Below are 15,085 nucleotides of genomic sequence, written 5' to 3'. Positions count from 1 at the left end.
CCTGCTCACATCACGTAAAACGCCTCCGGTGCCACAGGTGCCGGAATGTCCTTCTCATCCAACAGCTGCCTTAGGTTAATCTCAATGTTGCGGGCAATCGTCGTGACGGGCGTATCGGTGGGCTTGTTGCGAAACGGATCTTGTAGGTAGGTAGCCGTTTTTTCGAGCAGGAAGAACGTGGAGGCAAACAGCATGAGAATAGGCACCTCCACCAAGCCAACTGTTTCGACCAGACCGAGAGATAAAGCAATCAGAAACAGATAAATAAAGAAGTGCACGAACAGCCGGTACGTCACCGGAAACACGGTGCTGTTGATGCGCTCCGCCTTGCCCATCGAGTCGCAGAGCCGCACCAGCGTGTTGTCGAGCTGCACGTGCTCGTACGCGTGTAGGGCTTGCTGTTGCCGCAGGTCTTTTAGCTGCTGGCTGTGCAGCGCCAGTAGGGCAAACGGCTTGTTGTTGTGGCCACGCAGGTAAGCTAATTCGTCCTTAGTTAGATACTGCCCTAGGTTCGCCAATGCATCTTGCCCCCGTAAGGCTTGCCCTAGGCTATAGCACCACGCAATCTGCCGGTACACGAACTGCCGAACCACTGCTTGCGTCGCCTCGGCCCCTAACACCTGCTCTTCCAAGAAGGCTTTTACCTGAAGCGCGAACGATCGGGAGTCGTTGACGATGGCGCCCCACACCTTGCGCGCCTCCCACCACCGATCATACGACTGGCTGATCTTGAAAGCCAGGATAAGGGAAATCGCGCTACCTAGGATCGTCGGCAGTTGCAGCGGAATCGGCGGCAGATAATCGCCCACAAAGTACTCGACCAGCTGAAAGCAGAGGGAAAACAGAAACACCCGGGCCACATCGTAGCGAATCTGCCGGAAGATGTATCGTACGGGAAGTCGATTATCGGTGAGCATAGACTTTTGGAAAGAAGTAGAACGTGCGTTTTGCCTTGGCGGGCTAGGCGCTTACGAAGGCTAGGATGGGTTTTGTTCTGGCGCAGAGCTACTACTGATAGCCTAGTAAAGTTCAGCGCTGGCACTGACTAAAAGCAAGCCCGACCGACGCACTTTTAGCGGACAACAATAAGCTAACTTCTCAGTCTTACCGCCATGTTTGACAGCCCGCTCTTCGATACAGCTATTGCGCTCATCACGCTTTATCTGCTCTTCAGTCAGCTTACGCTTTCCCTGGTTGAACTGCCAGCCGGCTTCCTGAATACGCGTGGAAAATACCTGCACGACCGCCTGCTAAAAGCCTTAGGCTCGCAAGCACACGCAGCCTTCTACGCTGCCGCTTCTGTTCAGTCGTTGATGCTGCCAAGAGATCAGAAGAGCCCGCTAGTTCGTCGCTTTGTATCCGAATACCCGGCTTACATCAGCGAAACGCTGTTTGCGCAAACTATTATTGCCTGGGTTAGCAGCCTGGCTAAGAACGCCGTTCCTGCCCTACCTAATCCAGCAACCCCGATTGATCAGTTTAAAGCAGGGCTAGCTTTCTTAACTGACCCCAGCTTTAAAGAGCTACTCGAAACGCTATACCTCAATGCCATAGCCACTGCCGCTTCTACTGCCAACCCTGCTACTCCAGAAGAACAAGGTGTAGCCTTGCAAAAGAATGTAGAAGGCTGGTTTCACGATTTTGGCGAGAGAATGACAGGTTGGTACAAGCGAGACAACCGCAAGTACCTTTTCTGGGCTGGCTTTCTGGTAGCAGTCCTGGCCGACGTGGATACGGTGCGGCTAAGTCGCTTTATCGCTGATTCCAGCAATGCGAAAGCGCGCTTGGCGCTGGTGGAAATGGGCACGAAAGCCTCTCAGGGTGAAGCACCCGCCGGTGTTACCTATAATGTGACGAACTTGGAGGAAGCCAAGCTGTATGAGCAGCAGCGGCAAATTCGCTTAGACACCCTGCTTGCAAGAGGTAGCCGCAACCTTCAGAACACACTAGCTGCTGTTCCTCAGGTTGGTTTACCTCTAGGTTTCCTACGCTGGACTGACCACAGTACTGTGCGCAACAGCAAAACCGGCAAGTATGAATGGGCGCCCAGCGCCGACGATTACCAGATGCCTGGGTATGCCCAGAGGAGGAAATTGGACCCTGCAACTGGTAGTTCATCGCCGCTTAGCCCTCAGTGGTCGCGGCTGTGGCCGATTGGTGGCTGGCTGCTGACAGCCTTCGCTATGATGCTAGGTGCCCCGTTCTGGTTCGAGACGTTGGCCAAGTTTATCAACATTCGTAATGTGGGTGTCAAGCCTGCCTCAGCGAACAGGGACGAAACCTAGCTTTCTGCTCCGCTTGATCGAGCGTCCTCCATTTTTTCTCTTTCGACTACCCCCTTTTATGGCAACACTACTTCGACCAGATGATGTATTTGAACCATCGAGTATTCTGCATGAGCAATCGTTGCTCGGAAACATCGACCGTGCTTTTTTGCCTATCACTGTTAAAGCAGTACGTCTGAGCCTGAAAACCGTCTTTATAGAGAAGGTGCGCGAACTTGGCAAAGGCGAAATACAGGTGATAAGTATCGTGACGGACGGTGTATCCGCAGAGCCCATTCAGCTGCAAGCGGAAGTTTACAAGAAAGTTAAAAAGCGCTCCTTTCTGCCAATCGGTCCGGCGGGTATTACCTTGTACCGGACTGAAACGGATGGTAAAGTCCCCGGCTTTCTGGACTACCGCATCCTGATAATGGAGGTGGACGAGGACATTCGGAAAGTGGGTGAGATGCTCGATGAAGTGCGCCAGGACAAGCAGTTCGAATCCTTCAAGCAATCCTTATTGGCCGTCACCACATTCACGGCTCCGCAGATTGCCCTGATTGGCGCGGCTGCCGACCTCACCCTTAATCTGGTTGCCAAGATTTTCAAAGGAAAGAAGGATAGGCAGTTGTACTTGCTCCAAGGTTCTTTTGACAATGCTTTCGATGACCTAGGTGTTGGTTTCGGTATAATTAGCCAAGGCAACGAGAATGCCACCATCACTTATCAAGTGGAGGTTGTGTAAACTATCTTACTCAAACGTTTTGGGTTCTTGGCTATTGTGCAAAACCTGTGTTGCTACGAATACCCCCCAAATAGCTTAACCCCATTCGCACTTGCATAAAATGCAGAAACAAAACGCGCCGTCAGAAGAATTTCTAACGGCGCGTTTCCTTGCTTGAAAGCTAACTACCCTAACTTCTTATACCGCACCCGCTTCGGTTCTACATCCCCCAACCGCTTCTTCTTGGCCTCCTCATAATCCGAAAAATTACCCTCGAACCACACCACTTCCGAGTCACCCTCGAAAGCTAGGATGTGCGTGGCCAAGCGGTCGAGGAACCAACGGTCGTGGCTGATAATGACGGCACAGCCGGCGAAGTTCTCCAGCGCGTCTTCCAAGGCGCGAATAGCATTCACGTCGAGGTCGTTAGTGGGTTCGTCGAGCAGCAGCAGGTTGGCACCCTGCTTGAGCGTGGTAGCTAGGTGTACGCGGTTCCGCTCCCCACCCGAGAGTGAGCCGACTTTCTTTTCCTGGTCGCCGCCACGGAAGTTGAAATTGCTCACGTAGGCGCGGGCATTCACCGGCCGACCAGCGAGCAGCATGGTTTCGGTGCCGCCTGAAATCGTTTCGAACACCGATTTATTCGGGTCCAGGGTGTCGTGTTGCTGGTCTACGTAGGCCGTCTGCACCGTCGGGCCGACTTCGAACGTGCCGGCGTCAGGCTTCATCTGGTCGGTGATGAGGCGGAACAAAGTGGTTTTGCCGGCGCCGTTCGGGCCGATGATGCCCACAATGCCACCCTGCGGCAGCGAGAAGCTTAGGTTTTCGAACAATAGCTTCTCGCCAAAGGCTTTAGCTAGCCCTTCAGCCTCAATCACCTGCGCACCTAGGCGCGGACCGTCCGGGATGAACAGCTCTAGCTTCTGCTCTTTCTCCTTGGCGTCTTCGTTCACCATCTTATCATAGCCGGCGAGACGGGCTTTGCTCTTGGCCTGGCGGGCTTTAGGGGCCATGCGTACCCATTCCAGCTCGCGCTGCAAGGTTTTCTGGCGCTTACTTTCGGTTTTTTCTTCCTGAGCCAGGCGGCCGGCTTTCTGCTCCAGCCAGCTAGAGTAGTTGCCTTTCCACGGAATACCTTCGCCACGGTCCAGCTCCAGGATCCAGCCAGCCACGTTGTCGAGGAAGTAGCGGTCGTGGGTCACGGCGATTACGGTGCCTTTGTATTGCTGCAAGTGCTGCTCCAGCCACAGCACGCTTTCAGCGTCGAGGTGGTTGGTAGGCTCGTCCAGCAGCAGCACGTCGGGCTCTTGCAGCAGCAGGCGGCACAAAGCCACGCGGCGCTTTTCACCACCCGAAAGGTTGCCGATGATGGCATCCGGAGCCGGCGTACGTAGGGCGTCCATGGCGCGCTCCAGCTTGCTGTCGAGGTTCCAGGCGTCGAGTTGGTCGAGGCGCTCCTGCACGGTGCCCTGGCGCTCCAGCAGCTTGTCAAAATCAGCATCTTCGGCCCCGAAGGCTTCGTTGATTTCGTCAAATTCCTTGAGCAGAGCCACCGTTTCGGCGGTGCCTTCCTGTACTACTTCCAGTACCGTTTTGGTGGCATCGAGCTGGGGCTCCTGCTCCAGGTAGCCCACCGAGTAGCCCGGCGACCACACGACTTCCCCCTGAAACTGCTTGTCGACGCCGGCAATGATCTTGAGCAGACTCGACTTACCCGAACCGTTCAGACCAAGCACGCCAATCTTGGCGCCGTAAAAAAAGGAGAGGTAAATATTCTTCAGAACTTGTTTCTGCGGCGGGTAGACCTTGGTCACGCCGGCCATCGAGAAAATGATGGTTTCGCTCATAGTAATAAGGAGGCTGATTTGCTTGCGGAAAGGTAGGAAAGATGGCTCGAAACTGCCGGCTGGCTTTCGGGTGCGCCAGAAAACAGCGGGGTCACTTAGTCGGGTTAATTCGCTTACTTGGCTCAACCACACATCTCTCCCTCATGCGTTTATCGCTCCTCACCTTATTGCTGCTTTTTCGTTCTATTGGACTTGCCGTGGGTCAGGCTCCTTCCAATCAACCTCTGACCGCGGTGAAATGCGGACGGCTGCTGGACGTGCGCGCCGGCAAGGTGCTGCCGAATGCCGTGGTGCTGATCCAAGGCAACCGAATCCAGCAAGTCGGCACCAACCTAGCTATTCCCGCCGGTGCACAAGTCATTGACCTAGGTAATGCGCTGGTGCTGCCGGGTCTCATCGACTCGCACACTCACCTGCTGCAAAACTACGACCCAAAAGTAGGTGGCGACGAACCCAACATGCTCCTGACGGTCACGCAGCTCGGTACCACCCGCCGTGCTTTGCTGGGCGCTGCCATGGCCCGCGAGGATCTGGAAGCCGGCATCACCACGGTCCGCGACCTAGGTAATAGCGGCGTCAACGGCGACGTGGCTCTGCGCGATGCTATCCGGGCCGGTTGGGTAGTCGGACCACGCATGGTGGTTTCTACCCGCGCCCTGGCTGCTGCCGGTGGGCAGTTTGGTCAGGTTACGGCCGAAGCACAGCACCTTATTGCCCAGGAATACGTGACCATCAGCGGCGTAGAGGAAGCCCGCCGCGCCGTGCGGCAAGCCGTGTACGACGGCGCCGATTGCATCAAAGTCATTGTCAACACCGATCCGCGGGTGGTGTCGCTGGAGGAAATGAAGGTGATTGTGGAGGAGGCGCACCGCGTAGGCAAGCCGGTAGCGGCCCACGCCATCGGTGACCAGGCCACGCGCATTGCCGCCGAAGCCGGCGTCAACTCCATCGAGCACGCCTACACCATTCCGGATGATGTGCTGAAGCTGATGGCGAAGAAAAATATTTTCCTGGTGCCCACCGATTATCCGGCGGAGTTCTACACCGGCCTCAACCCCGCACCCGAAGGCGTTTCACCAGAGGAATACCTGGCCGGAGCCAAGCGGTTTGCCGACGCCAACCACAAGCGTTTGGCTCGCGCCGTGAAAGCGGGTGTGCGCATTGCCGCCGGCTCCGATGAGTACTACCAGGTACCCGGCAAAACGCGCGGGCAAGCTAGCCTGCTCATGTTTCGGGCATACGCCGCATCCGGCATGTCGCCGCTGGAAATCATACGCGCCGCCACGCTGAACGCGGCCGAGCTGCTGGGTGCGAAGGACCGACTTGGCGCTCTCGAACCCAACATGTACGCCGACCTGATAGCCGTAGAAGGTGACCCGCTCGCCGATATTGCTGTGTTGGAGCAAGTTCGGTTCGTCATGAAGGGTGGCAAGGTGATAAAGAACGATCTGATGCGGAAATGAGAATAGCGGATAACTTTCGTTTCAAGTGCCAGTTAACGCAGGTGCCGGTTCCTAATACTTACTCTACACAAGCAACCTACGGGCAATAGCCGTGTTTTATTTCACAGCAGTAGAGTCGTCTGGCCCAAGGCTTTAAGTGCGTATAATTACCCCAAAACCTAGCTTCTTACTTCTTTAGCTATAACCACATCCCCCCTTTGCCCGTAGCGCCCCTCATACACGTACCTGCCTTTTCGATCAAAGCGGAAGGGAATAGCTAGGTTATGAAGCGCAGTATTTGCTACCGGCGCCGAAACCAGTTATTTTGCCTATCATACCGTAAACTTGTCCATCTTTCCGATCTGAACACCTAGCCCCCCTCACCTATTCCTTCCGCGTATTAGTTTATGGAACACAATGACCACTTGCTGGCCGAAGCCCGCCGCTATGGCTACATTCAGGGCGACCAGGTGTGGCTCCGCGCCTTCATGGACCTGCCCGCCCGGCAGGTAGGCCAGGTCAAAGAATCTGAAGAAGCCTCCTTGCAATATTTTGCGCAGCGGTTCGAAACCTTCCGGGCGAAGGTGGATGACCTCTTGCAGAAGATTGAAGAATCAGAGAATAAGGGCTCTTTTCTGATGAAAGCCCTGCACTTGAAGGAGCAAGTAGCCACCTACGATGGCCTCGGCGACTTCGAAAGCCTGCACCGCCGCCTCAGCGAAGCCGAGGAAGCCATTAAGGTGACGATTGCGCGTAACCGCGAAAAAAACCTAGCTACCAAGATCAACCTGATTCAAGAAGCAGAAGCCCTGCACAACAGCCTCGACTGGCAGACCGCCGGCGAGCAGCTGAAGGAAATTCGCCAGGCCTGGATTAAGACGGGACCCGTGGAAAAGCAGCTCACCGACGAACTGGAGAACCGCTTTCATCACGCCGTCGAGGACTTCTATGTGAAGAAGAAGGAGTTCCTGGCCGAGAAAAAGCAGATGGTGAACCGCGTGTACGACAAGTACCGCGACCTGATTCATAAGTCGGAGGCGCTGCAAAACTCCGAGGATTTCGAAGAAACGACTAAGAAGCTCAAGCAGCTTCAGCAGGACTGGAAGGAAGTGGGCGGCACGCTGCCCCGCAAGCAAGCCAACGAGCTTTGGACGCGCTTCCGGGCGGCGCACAACCACTTCTTTGAGCGCCTTAAAGTGCACATCAACACGCGCCGCACCGAACCTACCCCCGGCGACGACAACCTGACCCGGAAGCGGGCCCTGGTAGCCGAAGCCGAAGCGCTGCTGAGCCGTCCCATGAACGAGGCGGTAGCCCGGGCCAAGGAGCTGCAAGCCGCCTGGAAAAAGGTGGGCCCCGTGCGCGGCGAAGAGTCGGACCGCGTATGGGAGCAGTTCATCCTGGCCTGCGACCGAGTGTTTGAGATGAGCGCGTTGGAGCACTTCATTCGCAAACGCCAGGCGGGCGGCGAGGTGGGCTCCCCGGAAGAACAGGTCAACAACCGCATTCAGGCCCTGCGCGACTTCATCAAGTACGACAAGCAGGAGCAGGAAGTGCTGGAAGAAAACCTAGGTAAGCTGAACGCCTCGCCCAGCAACGATGCCTTCCGACAAATGCTGCAAGGAAAGATCCGGGCCTTCCAGCGGAAGATCCGCACCAAGAATGATTTGATTGAACTGCTGCGCAAACGGCTGCCGGCCTAAGCAAACATTCCCCTGGGTTTTACGTTGTCCCTGCTTAAGCTGCAATCCTTGGACTTAATCGTCTTTTAACGCTGGCTTTTTGCATTTTAAACACCTACTTTCACTTATCTTTTTTCTTTCCCTGTAGCTCACACGACTATGTACTGGACTCTGGAACTTGCCTCCTATCTGGAAGATGCTCCCTGGCCTGCCACCAAGGATGAACTAATTGATTATTCCATCCGCTCGGGCGCTCCGATGGAGGTCGTTGAGAACCTGCAAGCCCTCGAAGACGACGGCCAACCCTACGAAAACATCGAGGAAGTATGGCCAGACTATCCGACGAAAGAGGACTTCATGTTCAACGAAGACGAATATTAATAAAGGCTTTGCTCTAGGAGTTAGGTTTTGACCTCAGGACCTAGCTTTTACACATTTCCAAGTTGGCGGCGGAGTAGAACAGCTTGTTCTACTCCGCCGCTTTTTTATGGCCAGCACCTAGGTTTCGCTGCCCTGGCCGGCCGCGCAGCACATGCCCGATAGAACGCAGAAAAGGCCAAGGTGTAACCGAGTTCATAATGCGCAGATTATCGGGCCAAGAAGTGCGCTCGTCCAAAAAAGCCAGGATGCGCTCCAGGGGGTTACGTTGAAACAGTTCTGTGAAGATAGCCTGCGTGCGTTCGCCCTGGCGCTGCATGATGTCGAGCAGCAGCGTGTCGAAGATATGGAACTGCGGCTGGTCGCCGGTCGGGTCTTTGGGTGGCGCACCGCTAACAGCCAGCGCAGCCACGAGCCGCTGTGTGTGTGCCTGAATACGCCGAAACGCATACCCAGTACTCGGCTTCGCGCGACCGGCCCGTGTGCCTAGGTTGATAATGTGCGGAGCGGCACGCGCCGGCAAAGGATGGTCGGTCATCGGAATGGCGCCTATTTCTACCGCTTCTATTTTGAACTGCTTTATTCCTAACGTATTGCTCAAATAGTCGCGAAGCGCGGCTTCATACTCCACAGTTGGCAGTACTTCACTCGAGAATAGCGTGTACTCTACTAAGGCCCGCCGCCTGCTGAATGGCAGCACGTAGATAAAACGTGCCTCCTGGTGCTGCACCCCCCGAAAGTCCATAAACTCTACTGTCGTCGGGTCGAACACGTCGTGTTCCGTTTCCACCTCCCAGCCGACAAAGTGTTGCAGCAGATAACGGTACTTTGCAGTGTTCTTCGTCAGCTCAGGCGGCCGGCTATCGAAGGCATAGCGCGCCGTAATCTGACCCATGCTGGTATGCGCTATTACGCCCATAGCTGTGTTATCGAGGGCTTCCACGGTGCCCGTAACAAGCGTAAACTGAGGATTATCCTTTAGCGCCTCGTGCGCGAACTGGTAGAAATCCAGCCCGCGAATCATCTTATAGCGGTACCGATCTAGCTCAAAAACCTGCTCAAAAGAAGGGCTTCGAAAAGCTAGCTTTTTCCACTCATGCGCCACAATGCTGTCGAAGCAGTTCGGTTCATCCGTCCAGAATGACCAGGTACGGTCGTTCTGGTTCTTTGCCAAGGGTTCCAGCAGCAACACACGCTTCTGGCGCAGGCTAGGCTCCTGCGCTATGGCGTACGCCAGGCTCAGGCCCGCCGCTCCGCCGCCTACGATAAGGTAGTCGAAATCCGATTTTACGGGCATAAAAAACGGCGGCAGAAATGTTTCTGCCGCCGCTAAGTAACACCGTTTTACTGGTTAAGTTACTGGTAGATTGAATCGGGTACTGCGCCCGCCAGATCCCGGATAGCATACAGCACATCGGAATCGAGTTGCGAGCTGAAATGCTGCCGGCCCGGTAGGATCTGAACCTGCGAGTGCAGGCGCTCGACCCAAAGCTGCTCATTCTCCTGGTACTCCGACGTATAAGGATCATCATCCGAGAGCAGAACAACCAGCTTGGTTTCCGGAATAAGCCGCCGCGCTGCTTCGTAGTCGATAGGAGCGTGCATCCAGTTCAGCACTTCCTGCCAAGGGCTATCTACTGAAAACCAACCAGCTACGCAAACCACGCCACCAATCTGGGGCGGAGCAGCCGAATACTGCGCCGATACTTGCGCCAAATAGTGCAGAATAGCCAAGCAGCCTACGCTATGCCCCACCAGATACACATCTTGGTTGAGCTTCTCAACTGGTAAAACCTCCGCCAAGTAGTCCACGGCTCGCTCGATAACGGGAATATCCCAGGCCGGCATCTCCAGCAGATGCACCTTGTAATCACAAGAATCATCGGCGCTGGCCGTTTCCAGCTCGCGCTTCAACCACGGATACCAATCATCGGCAGGTGAGCCACCCCAGCGGGGCACTACGTAGATATGCTTGAGTGTACGCATTATAAAAGAACTAAGTGGGTTTACTATAAACATATTGTTTAATATTAGTAACACCTAGGTTTTTCGTTGCGATGAACTCAGAACACTATGATAATACCATACTACCCCCGATACATCCACGCCGTGCTTAGAAGTTTGGCGAGAGCAGATACTTCGAGTAGAAATCGTCAATGATTTTAACCGCCGAAGCAGCATCATCCACAATCTGCACCAGGCCCATATCTTCCGGCGAGATATTGTGCTCCTCGTGCAGCATCACTTCTTCGATCCACTTAAACATACCATTCCAATACGCCGAGCCCACCAATACAATAGGAAAACGGCCGATTTTCTTGGTCTGAATCAATGTGATAGCTTCAAACAGCTCGTCGAGCGTGCCGAACCCGCCAGGCATCCCAATGAAGCCCTGCGCATATTTCACGAACATCACCTTCCGCACAAAGAAGTAGTCGAAGTTGATGATCTTATCGGGGTCGATGTAGATGTTGTGGAACTGCTCGAACGGCAGCTCAATGTTGAGGCCGACCGACCGGCCGCCTTCACTGCGGGCGCCTTTGTTGCCGGCTTCCATGATGCCGGGGCCACCGCCCGTGATAACGCCATAGCCGTGGCGCACGAGCTTGGCCGCAATTTCTTCCGCAACCTGATAATATGGGTTATCGGGTTTGGTGCGCGCCGAACCGAAGATGGATACACACGGCCCGATTTTGCTCATTTTCTCGAAACCCTCCACGAACTCGGCCATTACCTTGAAGATCTGCCAGGAGTCGGCAATCTTAATCTCGTTCCAGTCCTTGTCAACGAAGGCTTTGCGAATGCGCTGCTCGTCGTCGAGCTGCACGGTGCGCTGCCCGTGGGTCTGCTCCCGAATGTCACTGATGGTCGTGACTTTGTTATCGTTCGCGTTGGGTGTTACGATGGTTTTTCCGCTGCCTTCGTTCAGAACCTCGTCGTGGTGTTTGGTCCGACTCGTTTTTTTAAGTTTTGCCATTAGTACTGTACTTTTTCGTCTGCTCAGCCGGTTTTTTCGCGCTTTTCAGCCCGGACAATGCACTTTTAAGAAAGAAATGATTGAAAACCCGGTGGCAGCTACGATAAGAGCATTTCTAGTCGGCGGCAAAATCGGGGGCGTGCAAGATAGCACTTTGCCCTAAGTGGGCAAGCAGTCGAGTAACTCTTCTGAGGTGGTTATTTCGAGCGAATGGCAATAACCGGATCTAGATTGGACGCCAGCACCGCCGGAATAATGCCGGCAAGCACTCCAATCACAACCGACACGGTGAGACCTAGCACGATGTTGCCGGCCGTAAGCGACATGGGCAGCGCCTCCTGCGGTATCAGGGTAATGAGGAACACCAACAAAATACCCGACGCGCCGCCAATCAGGCAGAGGAAAATCGCCTCAAACAAAAACTGAAACAGAATAAAGTAGTTCTTGGCCCCCAGCGACTTCTGAATCCCAATGATGTTGGTGCGCTCCTTCACCGACACAAACATGATGTTGGCAATACCAAAGCCACCTACCAGCATGGCGAAGCTGCCAATCACGGCGCCCGCCACCCCGATTACCGAGAACAGCGAGCTGATAGCATCGGCCATCATCTCGGGGCGGTTCAGGGCGAAGTTGTCTTCCTGACGCGGCCGGAGCCCCCGGATAGTGCGCAGCCGTCCTTGCAGCTCATACTCTAGGTCGAGCAAGCCGGGGTCGTCGTCGCGGCCTTTCACGGCAATCGTTGGGGTTACGCCTGTCATGCCGCCCGTGTTCAGGGCGAACATCTTGGTGAACATTCCGAACGGAATCAGGCAATTAGCATCGTTCCCGCTGTTGCCTAGGAAATTCTTGCCTTCTTTTTCCAGCACGCCGATTACCGTGAACTTGCGGCCGCGCGTTTTGAACTCCTGACCTAGGGCCGAGCCATTGGGAAAAACGTTGGCGGCAATATCAGCGCCGATGATAGCCACGTTGCGGGCGGCTTCTATTTCCTGACTGGTGAAGTAGCGGCCTTCAGCGATGGAAACATTGGACACCTTCCGAAAATCGTAGCTCACACCCTGCAACGCGCAACCCGTCATGCTGTTGCTGCCCGCCTTAAAAGTGTTGCCGCTCACCGCCGCGAAGATGGCGACGCCGTTATTGTTTGTGCTGAGCGTACGCTGCAAGGCCTGAAACTCGCGCACGGTAGGCACGGGTCGGTTGAAGTATTTCCACCAGGGAAAATCCTTCTCGAACTTCCAGGGCCACTTCGCCACATAAATCACCTTCTCGCCAAGGAAATCCATGCTCTGGCGGATGTTGGTTTCCAGCGAATCGACGACGGTGAAAACGGCGATAATGGCAAAAATACCGACCGTGACGCCCAGCAGCGACAGCACCGTACGAAGCAGATTGGATTTGAGAGCCTGCCACGCGAAGCGGAAGCTCTCCAAGGTCAGGCGCAGGGCTAGCATGTAGTGAACTGGTGAGGTGGTGAAACGGTGAGTAACTGAACAGTATACTAGTAAGTTAGCGGGTGGATTGGCAGACAAAGCGCCCTTCGCCATTTCACCACTTACTATTTCACCATCTCACCTCTTTCGTGCGGAAAATTAACGATTTATCCGAGGATAGTCCGTACTTTCGTGCCCTCAAATTTTTGTTAGCTTCCCCTTCTATTGCCTTCTCCTGCCCATGAAACTATCCGAGTTCAAGTTTGATCTACCCGAGAGCCTGTTGGCGCAGCATCCGGCTAAGAATCGTGACGAGTCGCGCCTGATGGTGTTGCACCGCGACAGTGGCAAGATCGAGCATCGCATCTTCAAGGATATCATTGAATATTTCGGCGACGGGGACGCGCTGGTGCTCAATGATACGAAGGTTTTCCCGGCCCGTCTCTACGGCAACAAAGAAAAGACCGGCGCCAAGATTGAGGTGTTTCTGCTGCGTGAGCTGAACACTGAAATCCACCTGTGGGACGTACTGGTTGATCCGGCGCGTAAGATCCGGGTAGGCAACAAGCTCTATTTCGGCGAAAGCGACATGGTGGCTGAAGTAATTGATAACACCACTTCGCGCGGCCGCACGATTAAGTTCTTGTTCGATGGCAGCGATGAGGAGTTCTACAAAGCGCTGCACGACCTAGGTGAGACGCCACTACCGAAGGAAGTCATTCCGCGCGAAACGGAAGCTTCTGACAAAGAGCGTTACCAAACGATCTATGCCAAGCACACGGGAGCCGTAGCCGCGCCATCAGCCGGCCTGCACTTCACCCGCGAGGTAATGAAGCGCCTGGAAATCAAAGGGGTAGACATTGCGGCCGTGACGCTGCACGTCGGCCTAGGTACCTTCCGCCCCGTGGACGTGGAAGACCTGACCAAGCACAAGATGGATTCGGAGAACTTCATCGTGCCAGCGGAGGCCGCGACGATCGTAAACAAGGCTCTGGACGCCAAGAAGCGCGTGTGTGCGGTCGGCACGACCACCATGCGCGCCCTGGAGTCGTCGGTATCGGCAAACAGCCGCCTGAAGCCCAATAATGGCTGGACCGACAAGTTCATCTTCCCGCCCCACGAGTTCAAAATCGCTAACACGCTGCTGACTAACTTCCACACCCCGGAAAGCACGCTGATGATGATGACTGCTGCTTTCGCGGGCTACGAGTTCCTCATTGAAGCATACCAACTGGCTATCAAAGAGAAGTATAAGTTTTTCAGCTACGGCGACGCCATGCTTATTTTATAGAGTGACTGAGTGGTTGAGCGACTGAGTGTTGTTTAATGATCATACTCCGTTATTCAGTAGTAAGAAAGCCCTGCTGCCTTTTGGTGGCGGGGCTTTTACTTTTACGTTCTTTACAACCTAGCTTGCTCATGTCCGACGCCTCTACTCACGCAGCCACTCAGTCACTCAGTCACGCGGCGCAGCCATTCTCGGCTATGCCCCGCCTTGCTATTATTGTGGCGGGTGGCAGCGGCACGCGCATGGGCGCCGATAGGCCCAAGCAGTTTCTGGAGCTGCTGGGCGAGCCGGTGCTGCTGCACACGTTGCGGCGCTTCGCCGATCCGGCCGTAGGCGTGCAGCAGTGTGTGCTCGTCTTGCCCGCCGATCAGTTTGAGACGTGGCAGCAGCTTTGCGACCAGTTTGCCATCACGATTCCGCACGCGGTGGTGGCAGGGGGCGAATCGCGCTGGGCGTCGGTCCGTAATGGCCTAGGCTATCTGGCCCAGGAAGCGCAAGGCATTGTGGCCGTGCACGATGGTGTGCGCCCACTAGTGCCGACCTCAGTCATTAACAACACCTACATCGCGGCGGCCGAACACGGTGCTGCTATTGCCGCCGTACCCGTGAAGGATTCGGTGCGGGGCCTAGCCCAGCAAGGCTCCTACGCACTGGACCGCTCACGCCTGCGACTGGTGCAGACGCCGCAGTGCTTCGAGCTGAACCTATTGCGCCAGGCCTACCGCCTGCCGGAGCTGCCTACTTTCACCGACGACGCCAGCGTAGTGGAAGATCTGCACCCGATTCGACTGGTGGAAGGCGACTACCGCAACCTGAAGATTACGACGCCGGAAGACCTGATTATTGCGGAAGCGCTGCTGCGGGCTTTTGGATCAGCGTAGAAATGACATCAACCCAAGTTGCGGAGTTGGTACGTTAGCCCCAACGGGGCGATACATCGGTAGAAAACAACGACATAGCAGAACCGAGCCTCAGCGGGGCAGCATCCCTTATTGAAACCTAGGTGTCGCCCCGCTGAGGCTCGGTCGTTTTTACGGGCTATCTGCT

The 15,085-nt window shown here is 55.1% G+C and carries 13 protein-coding genes; 7 read left to right on the top strand and 6 right to left on the bottom strand.

The features are described 5' to 3' along the window. Positions 1-5: 5 nt before the first annotated feature. Positions 6-917, bottom strand: coding sequence for a bestrophin family protein (locus tag IEX74_RS07500; RefSeq protein WP_188812677.1), 912 nt, complete (start codon positions 915-917; stop codon positions 6-8). A 195-nt stretch (positions 918-1,112) separates the two neighbouring features. Here IEX74_RS07500 and IEX74_RS07495 point away from each other — a divergent pair, with 195 nt between their 5' ends. Both IEX74_RS07495 and IEX74_RS07490 read left to right on the top strand, forming a co-directional pair. Next, on the top strand, positions 1,113-2,285 hold the full coding sequence (locus IEX74_RS07495) for a hypothetical protein (protein WP_188812674.1): 1,173 nt from the start codon (positions 1,113-1,115) through the stop codon (positions 2,283-2,285). Between the two features lie 58 nt (positions 2,286-2,343). Beyond that, on the top strand, positions 2,344-3,009 hold the full coding sequence (locus IEX74_RS07490; RefSeq protein ID WP_188812672.1) for a hypothetical protein: 666 nt from the start codon (positions 2,344-2,346) through the stop codon (positions 3,007-3,009). A gap of 164 nt (positions 3,010-3,173) precedes the next feature. Here IEX74_RS07490 and ettA read toward each other — a convergent pair whose 3' ends face one another. Next, the gene (gene ettA / locus IEX74_RS07485) at positions 3,174-4,835 is read right to left on the bottom strand and encodes an energy-dependent translational throttle protein EttA (protein ID WP_188812670.1); all 1,662 of its coding nucleotides are present in this window, start codon (positions 4,833-4,835) and stop codon (positions 3,174-3,176) included. Between the two features lie 143 nt (positions 4,836-4,978). On the opposite strand from ettA, the gene IEX74_RS07480 reads away from it, so the two are divergent. The 3 genes from IEX74_RS07480 (at position 4,979) to IEX74_RS07470 (ending at position 8,340) form a co-directional block, all read left to right on the top strand. After that, on the top strand, positions 4,979-6,298 hold the full coding sequence (locus IEX74_RS07480) for an amidohydrolase family protein (protein WP_188812668.1): 1,320 nt from the start codon (positions 4,979-4,981) through the stop codon (positions 6,296-6,298). A 386-nt stretch (positions 6,299-6,684) separates the two neighbouring features. Next, positions 6,685-7,980 (top strand): DUF349 domain-containing protein, encoded by a 1,296-nt coding sequence (locus IEX74_RS07475; RefSeq protein WP_188812666.1) that lies wholly within the window; start codon positions 6,685-6,687, stop codon positions 7,978-7,980. A 138-nt stretch (positions 7,981-8,118) separates the two neighbouring features. Further along, positions 8,119-8,340 carry a DUF2795 domain-containing protein gene (locus tag IEX74_RS07470; RefSeq protein WP_019948259.1) on the top strand — a complete coding sequence of 74 codons (222 nt, stop codon included), beginning with the start codon at positions 8,119-8,121 and terminating at the stop codon, positions 8,338-8,340. 88 nt (positions 8,341-8,428) lie between these two features. Here the strand turns inward: IEX74_RS07470 and IEX74_RS07465 are convergent, their stop codons facing one another. From IEX74_RS07465 to IEX74_RS07450, 4 genes are all read right to left on the bottom strand, one after another. Further along, positions 8,429-9,634: a lycopene cyclase family protein gene (locus IEX74_RS07465; RefSeq protein WP_188812664.1), complete on the bottom strand. Its 1,206-nt coding sequence runs from the start codon at positions 9,632-9,634 to the stop codon at positions 8,429-8,431. Positions 9,635-9,693: 59 nt separating this feature from the next. Beyond that, positions 9,694-10,323, bottom strand: a complete 630-nt coding sequence (locus tag IEX74_RS07460) for an RBBP9/YdeN family alpha/beta hydrolase (RefSeq protein ID WP_188812662.1) — start codon at positions 10,321-10,323, stop codon at positions 9,694-9,696. Positions 10,324-10,450: 127 nt separating this feature from the next. Then, positions 10,451-11,314 (bottom strand): LOG family protein, encoded by an 864-nt coding sequence (locus IEX74_RS07455; RefSeq protein WP_188812660.1) that lies wholly within the window; start codon positions 11,312-11,314, stop codon positions 10,451-10,453. Between the two features lie 197 nt (positions 11,315-11,511). Continuing rightward, on the bottom strand, positions 11,512-12,771 hold the full coding sequence (locus IEX74_RS07450; RefSeq protein WP_188812658.1) for an ABC transporter permease: 1,260 nt from the start codon (positions 12,769-12,771) through the stop codon (positions 11,512-11,514). A gap of 220 nt (positions 12,772-12,991) precedes the next feature. On the opposite strand from IEX74_RS07450, the gene queA reads away from it, so the two are divergent. Both queA and IEX74_RS07440 read left to right on the top strand, forming a co-directional pair. Further along, positions 12,992-14,041, top strand: a complete 1,050-nt coding sequence (queA, locus tag IEX74_RS07445; RefSeq protein WP_188812656.1) for a tRNA preQ1(34) S-adenosylmethionine ribosyltransferase-isomerase QueA — start codon at positions 12,992-12,994, stop codon at positions 14,039-14,041. A 128-nt stretch (positions 14,042-14,169) separates the two neighbouring features. Beyond that, on the top strand, positions 14,170-14,919 hold the full coding sequence (locus IEX74_RS07440) for a 2-C-methyl-D-erythritol 4-phosphate cytidylyltransferase (protein ID WP_308421113.1): 750 nt from the start codon (positions 14,170-14,172) through the stop codon (positions 14,917-14,919). Positions 14,920-15,085 lie beyond the last annotated feature (166 nt).

The sequence above is a fragment of the Hymenobacter cavernae genome, from assembly GCF_014641455.1.
GTDB classification, from domain to species: domain Bacteria; phylum Bacteroidota; class Bacteroidia; order Cytophagales; family Hymenobacteraceae; genus Hymenobacter; species Hymenobacter cavernae.
The sequence above is the reverse complement of the archived record's forward strand: the minus strand, read 5'-3'. Positions and strand labels throughout refer to the sequence as shown.

Excerpts from the sequence above, each read along its gene's own strand:
- IEX74_RS07500 (WP_188812677.1), bottom strand. The coding sequence starts at position 917 with ATGCTCACCGATAATCGACTTCCCGTACGATACATCTTCCGGCAGATT.
- IEX74_RS07495 (WP_188812674.1), top strand. The coding sequence starts at position 1,113 with ATGTTTGACAGCCCGCTCTTCGATACAGCTATTGCGCTCATCACGCTT.
- IEX74_RS07490 (WP_188812672.1), top strand. The coding sequence starts at position 2,344 with ATGGCAACACTACTTCGACCAGATGATGTATTTGAACCATCGAGTATT.
- ettA (WP_188812670.1), bottom strand. The coding sequence starts at position 4,835 with ATGAGCGAAACCATCATTTTCTCGATGGCCGGCGTGACCAAGGTCTAC.
- IEX74_RS07480 (WP_188812668.1), top strand. The coding sequence starts at position 4,979 with ATGCGTTTATCGCTCCTCACCTTATTGCTGCTTTTTCGTTCTATTGGA.
- IEX74_RS07475 (WP_188812666.1), top strand. The coding sequence starts at position 6,685 with ATGGAACACAATGACCACTTGCTGGCCGAAGCCCGCCGCTATGGCTAC.
- IEX74_RS07470 (WP_019948259.1), top strand. The coding sequence starts at position 8,119 with ATGTACTGGACTCTGGAACTTGCCTCCTATCTGGAAGATGCTCCCTGG.
- IEX74_RS07465 (WP_188812664.1), bottom strand. The coding sequence starts at position 9,634 with ATGCCCGTAAAATCGGATTTCGACTACCTTATCGTAGGCGGCGGAGCG.
- IEX74_RS07460 (WP_188812662.1), bottom strand. The coding sequence starts at position 10,323 with ATGCGTACACTCAAGCATATCTACGTAGTGCCCCGCTGGGGTGGCTCA.
- IEX74_RS07455 (WP_188812660.1), bottom strand. The coding sequence starts at position 11,314 with ATGGCAAAACTTAAAAAAACGAGTCGGACCAAACACCACGACGAGGTT.
- IEX74_RS07450 (WP_188812658.1), bottom strand. The coding sequence starts at position 12,771 with ATGCTAGCCCTGCGCCTGACCTTGGAGAGCTTCCGCTTCGCGTGGCAG.
- queA (WP_188812656.1), top strand. The coding sequence starts at position 12,992 with ATGAAACTATCCGAGTTCAAGTTTGATCTACCCGAGAGCCTGTTGGCG.
- IEX74_RS07440 (WP_308421113.1), top strand. The coding sequence starts at position 14,170 with ATGTCCGACGCCTCTACTCACGCAGCCACTCAGTCACTCAGTCACGCG.